Below are 16,363 nucleotides of genomic sequence, written 5' to 3'. Positions count from 1 at the left end.
ACGCCATAAATTTGTATAAAAATGGGGATGTCAGTACAATAATTTGTACTAGCGGAGTTGTATTATTAGTAGAGGATAATATTTCTTAATCCAACATTTCTGGATCAATTCCTAAAGCGTTAAGTTGTTCAACAGAGAGAGTACGCAATTTCTCTACAATTCTCTCCCGCTTTTGTCGCTCAACTTCCGCCCGTTCTTCACCCGTTAGCAGTAAATTTCCTTGTGCATCCCACCAGCGCAACCAAGGTAACTCTGCATTCTGATAAAATCCCTGCCAAATTCCCAACTCTACACCCATAGGAGCAATTGGGTAATGTCCTCGTTCATTGGCTTTCATCAGCTGATAAGTATTATCCACTAAATGGTAAACTTCCACTTGCGCTTTTGCTACTTCATAAATTCCATAATAAGGCACTCGAATTGCCTGCTCATAAACCCAAAATTTACCAACATTCCCACCTTCCCCTTGAGATGGCGGTGTGTTATTTCGTTCTTCTGAACCATCTCCAGAGACAAATTCTAATACAATCAAGGGCGCGACATACTCCTTCCACAGCACATAAGAACGCCGCATTTTACCGTCAAGGGTCGGTGGTACATTGGGTACATAAAACCAGTCTGGTGCTTCAGCCCCGTTTTCAGGAGGATCGGTCAATCCCCAGTAGATACCAGAATCTTGTCCAATACAATATTGACCATCAGGATGAAGTTGCTCTAAAACAGGTTTAATTGAATCTGTAATTAAAATGCTTTGCGGATGCTCCTGAAGATTTTTCACGAATGTACCATCTGAGTCTGGTAACTGGGTGTGGTCAGGTAAAGTTAATGCCGATAGGGAAGTCATAGGCTTTAACCGAAGGTTTGTCTGATTTTCATTGTAATCATTGATGTCACTTGGAACACTTTTATTTTTTTATGTTTATATTTACTTATACCGATAATACAGTTTAATAGTTTTTAAAGGAAAAATTAGTGGTAGTACACAGTCAGATTCTCCATAAGATAGATATTGTAAAACTCAAAAATATTTCTAACGTATCTATTGATTTTGAAGGTTCCCCATTGATATCAATTATGGGAGTAAATGGAAGTGGTAAATCGACTATATTACATGCTTTAGCTTGTGTATATAAGCCTATATCTGATATAGATGAAAACAATAAATTTACTATGTTTTTCCACCAACTGATCACTTTGATTGGTCGGGAACAGAATTTTCAATAACCTATAGTTACGGAGATGACAGTAAAAATTATAATAAAGTTTTCAAAAAATATAACAAGCAAGATAGATGGACTATATATGAAAGAAGACCTGAAAGATATGTTAAGTTTATTGGTATAAAAACTTGTGTTCCAGTGATTGAGTTTGAAAACAAAGGGCAAAGAATTAAATATAAAGCTACCAAAATTCAAACTACTCCGCTAGATGAATTAATCCGTAATAAAGCTGGCTTTATTCTAAATAAGAACTACGAAAGCTTACATGTACATGAATATGAAAATAAAACTATTCTTGGTGTTAAATCTGGAAATACTCAATATTCCGCTCTGACTATGGGAGCCGGAGAACAAAGAATATTTACAATACTTGATACTGTATTCAGAACACGAAATAAATATAGCCTAATTTTGGTAGATGAGATCGACTTATTAATGCACCCGTTTGCTCTGCAAAGATTAATGGATGTTCTATACGAAGAAGCTATTAAAAAATATCACCAAATAATCTTTACTTCTCATAATACGGAACTCTTTAAACTTAAAGATAAAGTACAGTTAAGACATATCCATCAAACTGGTTCACAAACAATTTGTCTGCCAAATACGACTCCAGATGTTACTCGTCGTATGACTGGTGAATCAGTCAAGTCAATTGAAGTATATGTTGAAGATGAACTAGCAGAAGCAATAGTTATTCATATTGCAAGCTCTCTTGGAATTTATAAGAATGTATTCATTAATAAATATGGTGCAGCTATAAACGTATTTACTGTATCTGCGGGACTTGTACTGTCTGGTCAATCAATTATAAATGCATTATTTGTTTTAGACGGAGATGTATATATTACTTCTGAAGAGAAAGATAAACAACTTAAAAAAGTTGTAACTGGAAATGGTGATCAAATAGACATTATTAGAAATAAAGTTTTAAAAAAAATAACGCAATTTAATCTGCCGCTAAATAAATCTCCTGAACAATTTATTTTGCATTGTATTCATACATTAACAGTTAAGCTTGATAAAGAAAATGAAGAGATTAAAAATCTTGCTTGCGATATTGTTAATGCTGGCGATCAACATAACTTAGTTAATCTTCTTATTCAACAGATGGGAGCTAATAAAGAAATAGGATTAAATCGTATCATTAGAGTTGCATCTCAATCTCCTGATTGGTCAGGTTTTTCTAAAGCGATTTGTGTTTGGTTAGAAGAGAAAAAAAACGAATTACATTTAGGCTAAACAGTAAAATTTTACCAAATAGCACTTTTGGCAAAGTATCAGTAAAGTGGTTCGCCAGCAACTCTTCAAATAACAAAATTATTTTGAGTTTGTCTGGCTAACCTCAACGTCACCTCATATCTTTACTTTATCCAGTGAATAATATGATATTCAGGAAACACTAGGATCTTCAGCAGTTTTGATCTCTTTTAAAATTCGTTCGACTTGATTAACTTTTTCACCTCTATTCTGTTCTTTGAAAATATTTAAAGCTTTTTCTAAAGAAGATAACGCCTCATCTTTTTTATTTGTTTGCCACAAAGCCAGTGCAAAATTAGTCAGCCCTTCGCCATAATTAGGATTAATTTCTAGAGCTTTTTTATATTCAGCAATGGCTTCTTCCCAACGGCTTTGGCTAGCATAAACAATACCGATCGCATTGTAAGCTAGAGCGTATTTTGGCTGGAGGCGAATGGCTTCTTGATAAGAGGTAATTGCTTCTTCTGATTTCTTTTGCCGAAAAAGCACATTTCCCAATTGAAAGTGTCCGAAGGCATCGTCTGGGAATTTTTTAATTAATTTGCGTAAATTTTCCTCTGCACCTGTTAAGTCTCCCTGATTAAATAAAGCATTAGCTTGTTGCAGCATCTGCGATCGCTCTGGTGTCCCTGTGCCTGAAAACTGTGCTAGTTTTTGTGGTTGTCTCTGTGCAGACTGTTCAGGCGAATGCAAAGAAAGTTTTGCAGGAACCGCTAACACTAATGGTGATATCCCCATTACAGCGATCGCACCCAGCATCATACCGCTAAAAGATTGAACAAATGTTGATTTGGGTTGGTGCTTCAGCTTCATCGCCCTAAATGCCTCAATAATGTTCTAATCTTTATGATAATTTGAGGTGCGTTAGCGCGTAATGCCTCACAGGACAGACGGTAAAGGCGCACATATATGCGCCCCTATTAAGCTCATTTGGAATTATTTACACACCTTCCCGTAACTTATCCAACACGCTTCTATCTTCCAATGTCGAAGTATCCCCAGAAACCTCTTCACCCGCGGCCAGATTCCGCAGCAATCGGCGCATAATCTTACCCGATCGCGTTTTGGGTAAAGCGTCTGTAAACCGAATTTCTCCCGGACGAGCGATCGCACCAATTTCTTTGACGACGTGCTGCTTGAGTTCTTTACTCAGTTCCTCACTTCCCTGATAAGTGCCTTCTAGAGTCACAAAAGCAACTACTTCTTCGCCCTTGAGTTCATCTGGCTTACCCACTACCGCCGCTTCTGCAACTGCTGGGTGAGAAACTAAGGCTGATTCTACTTCCATTGTACCGAGTCGGTGTCCTGATACATTCAATACGTCATCCACACGACCCATTACCCAGAAGTAGCCGTCTTCATCTTGTCTTGCGCCATCGCCAGCAAAGTAAGTATAGTTACCATCTTTGGGCGGAATGTGTTCCCAGTAGGTGCGGCGGAAGCGTTCCGGATCGCCGTAGACTGTCCGCATCATTCCTGGCCAAGGATGGCGTACTGCTAGATAACCGCCTTCGTTTTTGGGTACGGTGTTTCCTTCCAAATCTACGACATCTGCAATAATTCCTGGGAAGGGAAGAGTTGCGGAACCGGGTTTAGTGGGAATTGCCCCTGGTAGCGGTGTAATCATGATACCGCCAGTTTCTGTTTGCCACCAAGTATCAACAATTGGACAACGTTCCCCACCAATTACTTTGTGATACCACATCCAAGCTTCGGGGTTAATTGGTTCGCCGACGGTTCCCAACAAACGCAACGAAGACAAGTTTCGCGCATTAGGATGTTGTTCGCCCATTTTAATAAATGCCCGAATTGCCGTAGGGGCAGTATAAAAAACATTAACGCCGTATTTTTCAATTACATCCCAGAAACAGCCTGGATTTGAAGCACGGGGCGCACCTTCATACATCACCGTGGTTGCACCGTTGGAAAGCGGGCCGTAGACAATGTAGCTGTGTCCCGTAATCCAACCTACATCGGCGGTACACCAATATACATCTGTGTCTTGCAGGTCGAATATCCACTTGGTGGTCATGTGCGTATACAGATTATAACCAGCAGTTGTATGCACTACACCCTTCGGTTTGCCCGTACTGCCAGAAGTGTAGAGGACAAACAGCATATCTTCGCTGTCCATCGGTTCGGCGGGACAATCTGCTGATACTTCTTTTTGCAAATCATGCCACCAACGATCGCGTCCCCCCAACTGCATATAAGTTTCTTGTCCGGTGCGCTTGACAACGAGGACATTTTCAACACTGGGAACAGCACCGTCAGCTAAGGCTTTGTCTACCTGTTCTTTGAGAGGAACGATCGCATCTTTGCGCCAACCACCATCAGCCGTGATTACCAGTTTAGCTTTAACATCAATTAAGCGATCGCGCAAAGCTTCGGCACTAAAACCCCCAAATACTACGCTGTGGGGTGCGCCAATTCTGGCACAAGCTAACATTGCGATCGCAGCTTCGGGAATCATTGGCATATAAATACCAACGCGATCGCCTTTTTGTACGCCCAGTTGCTTCAATACATTGGCGAACTGGCAAACTTCCCGGTGGAGTTGGGCATAAGTGAGGGTACGCGAATCACCTGGTTCTCCTTCCCAAATCAATGCTGCTTTATTTTTGCGCCAAGTAGTGAGATGTCTGTCAAGGCAGTTGTAAGAAATATTCATCTTACCGCCAACGAACCACTTAGCAAAAGGTGGTTGCCAGTCTAATACTGTATCCCATTTTTGGAACCATTCTAGTTCTGTTCCAGCCAAATCTGCCCAAAATTGCTGCGGATCGGCTTTGGCTTTGGCATAGAGACGTTGATAGTCTTCCAGGCTTTTGATATGGGCATTCTGCGAGAATTCCGAAGGAGGATGGAAGAGGCGGTGCTCTTGGAGGATTGATTCGATATTTGGTTCAGACATAGTTAGTTATGAGTGCGATCGCTATTGTGATTAAAAACTATTCTTAGCCCAGTTGTGCTAGACAGTGTTTAGATTTTCGTTAAGCTGGGTGGAAATTGCCGAGTTATTTAGTTTACATTCATTTTCATCTAGCAGAAGCAAGCGATCGAGAAATGTAAAAAGGTTACATTGCAACCTATCTACCAGGAATGTTGCAAAATGTAAGTAGTCTTGACAAGTAAAGCCTGAAATTATGACGCTCACTGTCGAAGCTAGCAGCCTATCTCTCAATGATGTTCATCGTCTTCTCAAACTAGAAAAGCTTTCAAATGGTTCATTTACAGATTTCTTAAGGCTAGAACCACTCTCTAACTTTGAACAGCAGGATTTATTAGGAATTAGAAACGACTTCGATCGTTATTTAAGTGCAGGTAAAATCTCTGAAGGTTTGGTTAAATTTTTAACGATCGCACCCTTAATGCGGCTCTCAGGATTCTACGATGTGCCGATTCGGTTGACAATGGAAGATAGCATTGCGATCGCAGTTGAAGATGAAGACAAAAGAATTACCGGACGGATGGATATTTTAGCAATCAACAGTCCTCAAAGTAATATTGCGCCGCCATTTTGGGTTCTAGTGATTGAAACAAAAAATAGTTCGGTCAATGTGATTGAGGGTTTACCTCAATTACTTACTTATGCTTTTAAGAGTTTAGAGCAACAACCATCAGTTTGGGGTTTGGTAACTAATGGACAGCTTTATCAATTTGTTTATCTAAGACATGACAACCAGTCAAATTATGAATTAATGCCATTATTAAATTTGAGTCAATCTCCAGATGCAATTGAGTTATTGCAAGTTTTCAAAGCCATTTGTAAGTTACCAAACTTTCAGTAAATAAATTGCGGAGCGATCGCTGATGTCTGAACCTGCTACTCTAGAAATCATCTCTGATAATATTTCAGAAGACGAAGTGATTTTTCCTGCTGGCGATCTACTTAGTGACGAGCCACCCTTAGAAAGTGACCGACACCGCGACCAAATTGATTTGCTGATTCGCATCCTTAAATTGTGGTGGCGAGAAAGGCAAGATTTTTATGCTTCTGGCAATTTGACGATTTACTACAGTCCTAACCAGAAAAAATCAGAAAAATTCTGCGGCCCAGACTTTTTTGTAGTTTTGGGAACCCAGAAAAAAGACCGTAAGAGTTGGGTAGTTTGGCAAGAAGATGGCAAGTATCCCAACCTGATTGTGGAAATTTTGTCAAGCTCAACCACAGCAGTTGATAAAAGTTTAAAAAAACAAGTTTACCAAGATACATTCCGTACACCAGATTATTTCTGGTTTGACCCTGTAACAATGGAACTTCAGGGATTTCATTTAGTTGATGGGAAGTATCAAGAAATCCAAGTAACCACTGATGGCCGTTTGTGGAGTCAGCAGTTAGAACTTTATTTGGGAGTTTATGAAGGTAAATTAAGATTCTTCACTACTGAAAATCAATTGATACTATCATCAGAAGAATTGGCTGAACAAGAACGTTTACGTGCCGAACAGGCAGAAGAACGTGCCCAACAAGCAGAGCAAGAAATTGCTCGACTGCGGGAGGTTTTACGTACACAGGGCATAGACTTAGAGAATATTTAATGACATCAGGAAATTAACTAAAGGCATTTTCAAGTTAAGATTTAGTTATCAGTTGTGTAAAAAAAGCGTAATCTTCTGAAAGTAGGGCATCGTTTGCAAGCAAAAGAGATTAAGGATAAGCTAAAGTCCCTTATCGAGCAAGCCTCCTCGATAGATCATAATTTAGCGAGAAGATTAGATGAAATCAATCGTTGGGTAAAGGATATTAAGCCAGGTTCCCTGACTGCAAAACCTTTTGTCCTTGCCTTTCTCCTAGAGGTAATTACGGATTCTACAATTTGGCTGATAATCAAATCCCTACCTTCAGAAGAACAAAAAGCAAAATTCGAGCAAATGACGCCGATTGAGAGATATTGGTATGGTTATCTCTTTCCCAGATGGTTCAATGCAAGTGACTCCAAGTTTTATATTTGGAAACAAAAACTGATGGCAGGCGAATTTAATCAGGTCGATCATGATATTATTAAATCAATAGCCCAAGATATTGTCAGTCGAGAAGGTAGTTTTTGGCAGCGTTATATTGCCGACCTTTCTATGGCAACAGATTTAATTGTTAGTCGTAACAATCAACCACTGTGCATTCAAATTACCAGTGTTAGTGAAGAACTTAATCATCAAAAGTACGAAGCTTGGCAAAATACACTGCGATCGTGGGAAATAGAGAGAGGATTGTTCTTAAGTTACAATCCCAAAGATGCTAATTTTGTTAACCAGTTAGTGAACGTGGCCCTGTATAACAGTGATTACCTTTCTGGTGGCAAATATTTAAAATTTTCGTGAACGTTTCTGGAATTTGATATTCAAGATTTGTGTCTAGCCTATATACTTACGTGCTAATTACAGCTTTTATGGCTAATAAAAGAGAAACTCACTGCAACAATCAAGTAGATACATTTGCTGAAGCTTTAGAAACAGCGCGACAAATGCAGCAGAACTGGCTAACTTACGGAGTTGATTTCGTTAATTTTTACGTTGAAGATGTAGATGGAGACTGGCTAGAAACGTGGGGACATGACGAAATATTAGGCAATTCTCGATTAGATACTATCAAAGAATTTTTGGTAAGTAATGATACTGTAGCTATCAGGGTAAGGCAGCATTTAGGAGAGCGATCGCTGTTTGATTTTGCAGTAAACTTAGATGAATCTTGGAGAACTTCTGAAACCAATGATAGGTTATCTGCTGCGATCGACTTGTTAGCTAGTGAAGAAAATAGTGTTGATACAGATAGTATCGGGTTCTTAGATTTAGCAAATAGTCTAGTGGTAAAGTTGGCAGAGATTTTGTGAAATTTTTAGTTGTATAGTGGGAGATTAAATTGCAATCAGGGGTTTTAATTTAAAAAATCTCCAATTTTTAGGGTACGTTCTTCACGCACCGTCTATTAAATGGGAATTATGTGATACTTTCTGGGCTAATCTAATACGCCCTACTTTTAATGCAATACAGTTCACTTAAGCATTTATTTTTTCTCTCTGTGTCCTCTGCGTTTTCTCTACGAAATGCTACGCGTTGCTGAAAGCCTCTCGCAGACAAGGCGGTTCATTAAAAAATGAATTTTGATTTCTAAATAATAGCTTCACCAATTTTTTTCAAGCTTAAAGCTTCCATACAAAATAGTAATGTCAAAAATATCAAAGTTGCTCATATTCTAATTCTAGATACGAAATGACAGCAGCCCATTGCCATGACATTGAGTCAGATGTTAAAACTTTTGGTGTATTGACTTATACGCAAATTACTCCAGTTGCACTGCGATCGCACATATTCAACCCCCTTCAAAATGCACCACAACCACGTTAAGCTGAATTAGAGTAGCAATTTATTGCGCTTTTTAATATGCAAATCTCTGTCCTTGTCAAATTTTAATTTTTTCTGCTTGAGAAACCCGGAATGCTAGACCGAATTTTTGATTACCTCGATTTTCATTTCAGCCTTGAAGCCCTTATAGTTCTGGCGATCCTGGTGCTTTTAGAGGCGCTGTTATCTGCCGACAATGCCATCGCCCTAGCTGCGATCGCTAGGGGACTGGAAGACAAAGAACTTGAGCGTAAAGCTTTGAACTTTGGTTTAGTCGTTGCCTATGTGCTGCGAATCACCCTGATTCTTACTGCCACTTGGGTACAACAATTCTGGCAATTTGAATTATTGGGCGCTACTTATCTGCTGTGGTTGGTATTCCAACACTTTACCTCGGAAGAATCTAAGGACGATCGCCATCACGGGCCGCGCTTTAATTCATTGTTGCAAGCGATACCTGTGATTGCCTTTACAGATTTGGCATTTTCTTTGGATAGCGTGACAACTGCGATCGCAGTTTCTCAAGAAAAATGGCTGGTGCTGACGGGTGCAACAATTGGTATTATTACGCTGCGATTCATGGCAGGATTGTTTATCCGTTGGCTAGACGAATATGAAAATCTAGAAGACGCAGGCTATGTAACTGTAGCGTTCGTGGGCTTGCGCTTATTGTTGAAAGTGGTGAACGATAATTTAGTTCCACCAGAATGGATCATGATTACTGCGATCTTCCTGATTTTAGGCTGGGGATTTTCCAAGCGTGTTGGCACTGAATTACCCCAAGTAGAACCAGAAAAGAGCGAAGTCTCGAAGTAAATCAGAAGTGAGGAGTTATTAGTTATGAATTTTTAACTCCTAACTTTTGTACAGACGCGATTAATCGCGTCTCTACTCCTTTTTGTATAAACGCGATTAATCGCGTCTCTCCATTACTCGTGCAACCAAGGCGTTAAGTGTGGTTGCCAATTGACTAATTCTTCATCCTTAAACCATAGGGCTATTTCCCGTTGCGCGGTTTCTTGAGCATCAGAACCGTGGATCAAGTTACGACCAATATTCAGTCCAAAATCACCGCGAATCGTTCCCGGCTCTGCTGTTAAAGGGTTCGTCGCACCAATAATCTTTCTGGCAGATGCAACGACGCCATCACCTTCCCATACCATCGCCACCACTGGGCTAGAAGTGATAAATTCGACTAGACCACCAAAAAAGGGACGTTCTCGGTGAACATCATAGTGTTGTTCAGCCAATTCCCGACTGACTTTCAGGAACTTTAAACCAACTAGGGTAAAACCTTTAGTTTCAAAGCGACGGATAATTTCCCCCACTAATCCCCGTTGTACTCCATCTGGCTTAATTGCTAAGAATGTGCGTTCCAAAGCTATCTCCAAAAACTTAATGAATTTTTTATTTTGTCAATTGTCATTTGTCCTTTGTCCTTTGTCTTGAGTCCAAGGGTTTTCCACTAATGACCAATGACCAATGACCAAATGACCAATGACCAATGACCAATGACTCTTGACCAATCAGAGTTTATCTCAGAAATTATCTTTGGGTACATATACGTTCCCAAATGAATGCGTTAAATTGTTAACTCGTGGGTGAAAAACAGAGGTTAGGAAGAAATGGGTGTTGAGTCAACTGCTACATCTGACGAGGTGGTACTACCGTCCAATGGACACAAAGAAGTGAAAAATCATAAGCACAAAAAACTGTTACCACCGAGTCCTACCACAGGAGATTTACCTCGCTCCTGGAAAATTGAGGATAGCGAAGCCTTGTACCGGATTGAAGGATGGGGACAACCTTATTTTTCCATTAGCGCTGCTGGTCATGTTACCGTGTCACCCAAGGGCGATCGCGGGGGATCTCTTGACTTGTTTGAATTGGTCAACGCCATGAAGCAGCGCAACTTGGGACTTCCCATGTTGATTCGCTTTTCCGATATTTTGGAAGACCGGATTGAGCGGTTGAACGCTTGTTTTAATAAAGCGATCGCCCGCTACAATTACCCTGGTGTCTACCGTGGCGTGTTTCCCGTCAAATGCAATCAAGAACGGCATTTGATTGAGGATTTAGTGAAATTTGGCAAACCCCATCAATTTGGTTTAGAAGCCGGTTCCAAGCCAGAATTAATGATTGCTCTGGCTGTGTTGGATACCCCAGGAGCATTGTTAATTTGCAACGGCTACAAAGACCGAGAATACATCGAAACGGCAATGTTAGCCCAAAGACTAGGACAAACACCAGTCATCGTCTTAGAACAGATTGAAGAGGTTGATTTGGTAATTGATGCCAATCGCCAGTTAGGTATTAAGCCGATATTAGGTGTTCGTGCTAAACTCAGTACCCAAGGCATGGGACGTTGGGGAACCTCCAGTGGCGATCGCGCTAAATTTGGTTTGACAATGCCTGAGGTAATTGAGGCTGTTGACAAATTACGCGAAGCCAACCTGCTCGATTCTTTGCAGTTGATGCACTTCCACATTGGCTCACAAATCTCTGCCATTAATGTGATTAAAGATGCCATCCAAGAAGCCAGCCGCATTTATGTAGAATTGTCGATGCTGGGGGCAGATATGAAATACCTTGATGTTGGTGGTGGCTTGGGCGTAGATTACGATGGCTCCCAAACCAACTTCTATGCATCGAAAAATTACAATATGCAGAACTATGCCAACGACATCGTGGCAGAGTTAAAAGATACCTGTGCCGAACGCCAAATTGCCGTACCAACACTGATTAGCGAAAGTGGACGAGCGATCGCTTCCCATCAGTCGGTGCTGATTTTTGATGTTCTCAGCACTAGCGATGTCCCACTCGACTCACCAGAACCTCCACAAGAGGGAGAATCCCCAATTATTAATTATCTTTGGGAAAGCTTCCAATCCATCAACCAAGAAAATTACCAAGAGTTGTACCACGACGCGGCACAATTCAAAGAAGAAGCCATCAGTCGTTTCAACTTAGGAATTTTACGCCTCAGAGAACGAGCCAAGGCCGAACGGCTCTACTGGGCTTGTTGTCAAAAAATTCTCAACATCACTAGACAGCAAGAATACGTACCCGATGAACTGGAAGACCTTGAAAAAATCATGGCTTCCATCTACTACGTGAATATGTCAGTGTTCCAATCAGCACCAGATTGCTGGGCGATCGACCAACTATTCCCAATTATGCCAATCCACCGTTTGGCTGAAGAACCAACGCGGCGGGGAATTTTGGCAGACCTCACCTGCGACAGTGATGGTAAAATCGACCGCTTTATAGACCTGCGCGATGTCAAATCGGTTTTAGAGTTGCACACCTACAAACCTGGAGAACCCTATTATTTGGGGATGTTCTTGAATGGAGCTTACCAAGAAATCATGGGCAATTTGCACAACCTATTTGGCGACACCAACGCCGTTCACATCCAATTAACGCCCAAAGGCTACCAGATTGAACACGTTGTCAAAGGTGACACCATGAGTGAAGTGGTGAGCTACGTCCAGTATGACTCGGAGGATATGGTGGAAAACATTCGCCAACGTTGCGAGAAAGCATTAGAAGAAAAGCGCATCACCCTAGCAGAATCTCAGCGACTGCTGCAAACCTACGAGCAGAGTCTCAGAAGATATACATATCTAAATAGTTAGGGTAGAAATTATAGGGTACAGGTTAAATATCTATCCCCTGTACCCTATACCCTAATTTACGTTTGTCCCTAGCAATTCCTCTATCGCTTGTCGCTCAACAGGGGTATGTGATGGTGGTGTCTGACGGGCGTCCGTAATCAGCCAGTCTAAAGCAGCGGCTTGAACATCGATCGCAGCGCCAGTTTTATCTACGCAATAACGTCCAAATACCAGTTTATCGACTAATCGGACTCCTGGCCCCAGGCGCGACCATTCAAAAATCACGCTGTTTTCTACTGTTGCGCCACTACAAATCCAACAATTGGGGCCAATCATCGCTGGGCCGACAATTTTAGCTCCGTCTTCTATCCTCGTCATACCGCCAATGTAAACTGGGCCTGTGATATCCACTTTGTCCCAATTCACAGCGACATTTAAACCAGTGTAGATACCAGGGGCAACTTCATGACCAGGGATTTGCACATTCTTGATTTCACCCAGCAATACACCGCGAATCGCCCGCCAATAGTCTGGTACTTTACCAATATCTACCCATTCAAAGTCCATAGGGATGGCGTAGAAGGGAGCTTTGATTTCTACCAATTTAGGAAACAATTGGCCACCAATGTCATATTCGACACCAGAGGGAATATAGTTAAATACCTCTGGCTCAAAGATGTAAATACCTGTATTGATGTTGGTGCTGAGGGCTTCTTCAGTTGAAGGTTTTTCTTGGAAAGCTTTAACACGCCCCTCTTCGTCAGTCACCACCACACCGTAGCTAGAAACTTCTTCCTTGGGAACAGATTTCGTAATAATAGTAGCGATCGCCCCTTTAGCTCTATGCCATTTAACCGCCGCAGTTAAATCCAAATCAATTAAAGCATCACCGCACAAAACTACAAAGGTATCATCAAAAAAGGGTGAGAAGTCTTGGATGCGGCGCATTCCTCCAGCTGAACCAATTGCTTCTCCCTCCAGTTTCCCTTCGTCATCAATTTTCCCTTCAAAGGAATAGGCAATTTGCACCCCAAACCGCTGACCGTCGCGAAAATAGTTTTCTATTTCCTCAGCCAAATGACTAACGTTGACCATAATTTGGTCAAATCCATGTTGGCGTAACAGTTCCAGCAAGAACTCCATCACTGGCTTTTGCAGGATGGGAATCATTGGTTTGGGAATTGTATAGGTAATCGGACGCACGCGAGTACCCTTGCCAGCCGCGAGAATCATCGCTTTCATAAAAATTTATTCCTCAACCACAAGCCAGTTTACTTTCATCGAGTGATACTTAATCATCAGTTTTGATTTCTGCTCTAAGTCATCCCTTAAACAGGGATAACAGGAATTTAGTGGTTATTACAACCATAGGTATACTTAGATGACAAGCGATCGCTTATATTTTCAATTTACTCGGATTTTGGGACTGAAGAACAAATCTGTAAATTATCTGTAGGGCTATTTATTAGCTTTCTTAGTTCATCGGGTGCTGCAAAGGTTTGCAGGAGTTAGCTGAATCTCTAAGTAAGCGAATTTTAATTTCGTGGTAAAACTCTTCTTGAAGTAGCTCTACTTTCGATTGAGCCGAGAGTAGTAGTAGCGCCCAGAAAACGCTAACGAGGTTACTGTGTTTAGACTCATGTCCAGAGCCATTTTGCTTGAGTAGCTTTGTTTGAGTCCACAATTCTACAAGTTGTTCTAAATTCAACCAATTTTGTTCTAAACTTACTTCTTTTGCCGATAAATTCAAAACCTGCTCCAGTTCTCCAGCCACTTCTGTCAGATTTTCCTGGTGAGCTAATTCCAGCGCCTCCCGCATACTTTGGACGCTAGGCAAACGTCTGGGACGGATAGGTTTGCTGACTTTTTCTACTAGTTTTAGCTGGTTTGCCATAATCTGCAATTGCTTGATTAACTCTTGCAGAGTCACCCGGCGCTTTGGTGGCGGCATTGCCGCTGGACGACGACGCAATTGCCGTTCTAATGGTAGACGATGACCCTGATGTGATATTCCGTCTTCATCTTCTAATAGGGAATCATCTACTAAACCATCTTGTGCATCACCTGCTGTTGACAATTGCATCAAGGTATTGGCTTTGAATAATACCAGCATTGATGCTGACAAAAAAGCCTGTCCAGATTGAGACAAGTCCGCTTCATAACCTCTTCCTATTGCCTCCGGTGCCATCAGTTCTAAGTAACGGTCAATCACCTCAATCACTTGGACATCCCAAGGGTCAATTTCTCCCTGTTCAGCTTGGTAAATCAGGAGTGTGATTGTTTCTAATAGCTCAGAAGCTTCCATCAACGGGTTCTAAGTTAATTAATGAGAATCAAAAGACCGTAAATTCAACACTAAACTCATTGACTATTAGCCAAGAGTATTCTCTATACGTTCGCTTGCGCTTTTTATTCAGGAGTTGCCTGTTGGCAGTATCCCAATACGGTTCGGATAAGGTTTTTTGATAAAAGTTATAGATCGCAAAGACGCGATAAATCGCCGTCTTTACAATAATCAGTCCTTTGTAGAGACGGCGATTTATCGCGTCTCTTCCCTTAACCGAACCGTATTGGGCAGTATCCCCCCAAATTTGTAATCAATCACCATTGTGAATTGTGAGATCGGATTGTGCAACTTTTGACCTTGGGCATTGGGAAGAGGAGGCAGAGGGGCAGGGGGCAGGGAGCAGAGAGGAAAGAGCTAATTTTTTATTCTCCCCCTGCCTCCCCTGCTCCCCCTACTCCCCTACCGTCTCAATCTGGGGGCGGGTCATGAGCAATAGTGACAGTTTTTGATACAAAGTCACTCGGCTTACCGCTCTTGATCGCATCGAAAGTGCCTTTAATAGTACCAGCAATGGGAACAGCAACAAGCGTCCCCAACAATCCAGCAATTTCAAATCCCATCAAAATAGCTACAAAAATCCAGATAGGATTCAGTCCGATAAAGTTGCCGAGTAACCTGGGAGCTAACAGGTTATCTTTAACCTGCTGCATGAGAATTGCCGCTATGGCAACTTGAACTGCCAACCACCAATTTTGCAGCAGTACTAAAATTGTTACCAGACCAATGCCTAGAGACGCCCCGATAAAGGGAATAAGTTCTGAAATCCCAATTAATATGGCAAACAACAGGGCAAAGGGAACCTTCATTACCAAGAAAATTGGCGTGAGGGTTAGCATCATGAATAGTCCTAGCAACAACTGGCTAAGAAAGAAGTTCTGGAAATTTAGGCGTAAGGATGCGGTGAGGGGATCTCCAATATTAGAGGGCAAAAGATTGATCAGACCATACCAGACGCGATCGCCATATAAAAGCATATAAAATGCAAGCACGATAACTAGCACTATGTCAAGTAATCCTGACAGGAGTGTGCCAGCAAAACCGACTGCACCAGAAGCTAGCTGTTGCACCACATTCTGAATGTTGGCATTGATTTGACTGCTTACAATACTCACATCAATTGGCAAACGTCGTTGTTTTGCCAGCATTTCAAACTGCTTTAGGTTTGCTTGACTGGCGGTTAACCAATCAGGAATCTTATTTAACAGTTGGATTGTTTGGTCAATGATCAATGGCACTAAGGTAACGCCTAGAATCCCAAGCAGGGTTAACGTTGCAAGTAAAACTATAATCACCGCCTGAGTGCGTGTGATCCGAGCACGTTCAAAGAACTTAACCGGGTAATTTAGGAGAAAAGCCAGAATTGCCGCAATGCTCAAGACGGTAATGGGATGCTGAAAATAGCGAAAAAGCACAGACAGCAGCCAGACATTGAGAGCGATAATTGGACCGCTCAGACCATAAATTAACAAACGTTGAAGGGAGGCCGAACGGCGCATTTTATGCAACTTATTTTAGATATTTCTTAAAAGAATTTGTAAAATTCTTGATGCCACCAATCATCATCATAGATATTTTTA

16 protein-coding genes are annotated in these 16,363 nt (G+C 41.4%); 9 read left to right on the top strand and 7 right to left on the bottom strand.

Annotated elements, in window-relative coordinates; translation table 11 throughout:
• Positions 1-85: 85 nt before the first annotated feature.
• Positions 86-844 (bottom strand): Uma2 family endonuclease, encoded by a 759-nt coding sequence (locus V7L01_RS09145; protein WP_335033912.1) that lies wholly within the window; start codon positions 842-844, stop codon positions 86-88.
• Positions 845-972: 128 nt separating this feature from the next.
• Between V7L01_RS09145 and V7L01_RS09140 the strand changes: the two genes are divergently transcribed.
• Together V7L01_RS09140 and V7L01_RS09135 are read left to right on the top strand one after the other, a co-directional pair.
• Positions 973-1,224, top strand: coding sequence for an AAA family ATPase (locus V7L01_RS09140; protein ID WP_335033910.1), 252 nt, complete (start codon positions 973-975; stop codon positions 1,222-1,224).
• A 134-nt stretch (positions 1,225-1,358) separates the two neighbouring features.
• The gene (locus V7L01_RS09135) at positions 1,359-2,462 is read left to right on the top strand and encodes an AAA family ATPase (protein WP_335033908.1); all 1,104 of its coding nucleotides are present in this window, start codon (positions 1,359-1,361) and stop codon (positions 2,460-2,462) included.
• Positions 2,463-2,612: 150 nt separating this feature from the next.
• Here the strand turns inward: V7L01_RS09135 and V7L01_RS09130 are convergent, their stop codons facing one another.
• Complete coding sequence (locus V7L01_RS09130; protein WP_335033906.1) at positions 2,613-3,293, bottom strand: tetratricopeptide repeat protein; 681 nt, start codon at positions 3,291-3,293, stop codon at positions 2,613-2,615.
• Between the two features lie 127 nt (positions 3,294-3,420).
• Positions 3,421-5,394 carry an acetate--CoA ligase gene (gene acs / locus V7L01_RS09125; protein WP_335033904.1) on the bottom strand — a complete coding sequence of 658 codons (1,974 nt, stop codon included), beginning with the start codon at positions 5,392-5,394 and terminating at the stop codon, positions 3,421-3,423.
• 232 nt (positions 5,395-5,626) lie between these two features.
• Between acs and V7L01_RS09120 the strand changes: the two genes are divergently transcribed.
• The 6 genes from V7L01_RS09120 to V7L01_RS09095 all read left to right on the top strand — a co-directional run bounded on the left by V7L01_RS09120 (position 5,627) and on the right by V7L01_RS09095 (position 9,638).
• Entirely contained in the window at positions 5,627-6,271 is a 645-nt protein-coding gene (locus V7L01_RS09120) for a restriction endonuclease subunit R (protein ID WP_335033902.1), read from the top strand.
• Positions 6,272-6,293: 22 nt separating this feature from the next.
• Positions 6,294-7,022 carry a Uma2 family endonuclease gene (locus tag V7L01_RS09115; protein WP_335033900.1) on the top strand — a complete coding sequence of 243 codons (729 nt, stop codon included), beginning with the start codon at positions 6,294-6,296 and terminating at the stop codon, positions 7,020-7,022.
• Positions 7,023-7,115: 93 nt separating this feature from the next.
• A complete protein-coding gene (locus V7L01_RS09110) occupies positions 7,116-7,802 on the top strand; it encodes a hypothetical protein (protein WP_335033898.1) in 687 nt (228 codons plus the stop codon).
• A gap of 68 nt (positions 7,803-7,870) precedes the next feature.
• Positions 7,871-8,311, top strand: coding sequence for a hypothetical protein (locus V7L01_RS09105; protein ID WP_335033896.1), 441 nt, complete (start codon positions 7,871-7,873; stop codon positions 8,309-8,311).
• A 379-nt stretch (positions 8,312-8,690) separates the two neighbouring features.
• Complete coding sequence (locus V7L01_RS09100; RefSeq protein WP_335033894.1) at positions 8,691-8,825, top strand: hypothetical protein; 135 nt, start codon at positions 8,691-8,693, stop codon at positions 8,823-8,825.
• 90 nt (positions 8,826-8,915) lie between these two features.
• Positions 8,916-9,638 carry a TerC family protein gene (locus V7L01_RS09095; RefSeq protein ID WP_335033892.1) on the top strand — a complete coding sequence of 241 codons (723 nt, stop codon included), beginning with the start codon at positions 8,916-8,918 and terminating at the stop codon, positions 9,636-9,638.
• Positions 9,639-9,751: 113 nt separating this feature from the next.
• Here V7L01_RS09095 and ndk read toward each other — a convergent pair whose 3' ends face one another.
• The gene (gene ndk / locus V7L01_RS09090; RefSeq protein ID WP_322720193.1) at positions 9,752-10,201 is read right to left on the bottom strand and encodes a nucleoside-diphosphate kinase; all 450 of its coding nucleotides are present in this window, start codon (positions 10,199-10,201) and stop codon (positions 9,752-9,754) included.
• A 246-nt stretch (positions 10,202-10,447) separates the two neighbouring features.
• Here ndk and speA point away from each other — a divergent pair, with 246 nt between their 5' ends.
• A complete protein-coding gene (gene speA / locus V7L01_RS09085) occupies positions 10,448-12,460 on the top strand; it encodes a biosynthetic arginine decarboxylase (protein WP_335033889.1) in 2,013 nt (670 codons plus the stop codon).
• Between the two features lie 51 nt (positions 12,461-12,511).
• Here speA and V7L01_RS09080 read toward each other — a convergent pair whose 3' ends face one another.
• The 3 genes from V7L01_RS09080 to V7L01_RS09070 all read right to left on the bottom strand — a co-directional run bounded on the left by V7L01_RS09080 (position 12,512) and on the right by V7L01_RS09070 (position 16,282).
• A complete protein-coding gene (locus tag V7L01_RS09080; RefSeq protein WP_335033887.1) occupies positions 12,512-13,681 on the bottom strand; it encodes an NDP-sugar synthase in 1,170 nt (389 codons plus the stop codon).
• A gap of 232 nt (positions 13,682-13,913) precedes the next feature.
• Positions 13,914-14,744: a ScpA family protein gene (locus tag V7L01_RS09075; RefSeq protein WP_335033885.1), complete on the bottom strand. Its 831-nt coding sequence runs from the start codon at positions 14,742-14,744 to the stop codon at positions 13,914-13,916.
• Between the two features lie 449 nt (positions 14,745-15,193).
• A complete protein-coding gene (locus tag V7L01_RS09070; RefSeq protein WP_335033883.1) occupies positions 15,194-16,282 on the bottom strand; it encodes an AI-2E family transporter in 1,089 nt (362 codons plus the stop codon).
• Positions 16,283-16,363 lie beyond the last annotated feature (81 nt).

The sequence above is a fragment of the Nostoc sp. genome, from assembly GCF_036917095.1.
Classification (GTDB): Bacteria; Cyanobacteriota; Cyanobacteriia; order Cyanobacteriales; family Nostocaceae; genus Nostoc.
This window is presented reverse-complemented; position numbering and strand designations above follow the sequence as displayed.

What these genes read in the sequence shown, in the direction of transcription:
- V7L01_RS09130 (WP_335033906.1), bottom strand. Translation starts at nt 3,293, where the DNA reads ATGAAGCTGAAGCACCAACCCAAATCAACATTTGTTCAATCTTTTAGC.
- V7L01_RS09095 (WP_335033892.1), top strand. Translation starts at nt 8,916, where the DNA reads ATGCTAGACCGAATTTTTGATTACCTCGATTTTCATTTCAGCCTTGAA.
- V7L01_RS09070 (WP_335033883.1), bottom strand. Translation starts at nt 16,282, where the DNA reads ATGCGCCGTTCGGCCTCCCTTCAACGTTTGTTAATTTATGGTCTGAGC.
- V7L01_RS09080 (WP_335033887.1), bottom strand. Translation starts at nt 13,681, where the DNA reads ATGAAAGCGATGATTCTCGCGGCTGGCAAGGGTACTCGCGTGCGTCCG.
- V7L01_RS09075 (WP_335033885.1), bottom strand. Translation starts at nt 14,744, where the DNA reads ATGGAAGCTTCTGAGCTATTAGAAACAATCACACTCCTGATTTACCAA.
- speA (WP_335033889.1), top strand. Translation starts at nt 10,448, where the DNA reads ATGGGTGTTGAGTCAACTGCTACATCTGACGAGGTGGTACTACCGTCC.
- V7L01_RS09115 (WP_335033900.1), top strand. Translation starts at nt 6,294, where the DNA reads ATGTCTGAACCTGCTACTCTAGAAATCATCTCTGATAATATTTCAGAA.
- V7L01_RS09145 (WP_335033912.1), bottom strand. Translation starts at nt 844, where the DNA reads ATGACTTCCCTATCGGCATTAACTTTACCTGACCACACCCAGTTACCA.
- V7L01_RS09105 (WP_335033896.1), top strand. Translation starts at nt 7,871, where the DNA reads ATGGCTAATAAAAGAGAAACTCACTGCAACAATCAAGTAGATACATTT.
- acs (WP_335033904.1), bottom strand. Translation starts at nt 5,394, where the DNA reads ATGTCTGAACCAAATATCGAATCAATCCTCCAAGAGCACCGCCTCTTC.
- V7L01_RS09100 (WP_335033894.1), top strand. Translation starts at nt 8,691, where the DNA reads ATGACAGCAGCCCATTGCCATGACATTGAGTCAGATGTTAAAACTTTT.
- V7L01_RS09120 (WP_335033902.1), top strand. Translation starts at nt 5,627, where the DNA reads ATGACGCTCACTGTCGAAGCTAGCAGCCTATCTCTCAATGATGTTCAT.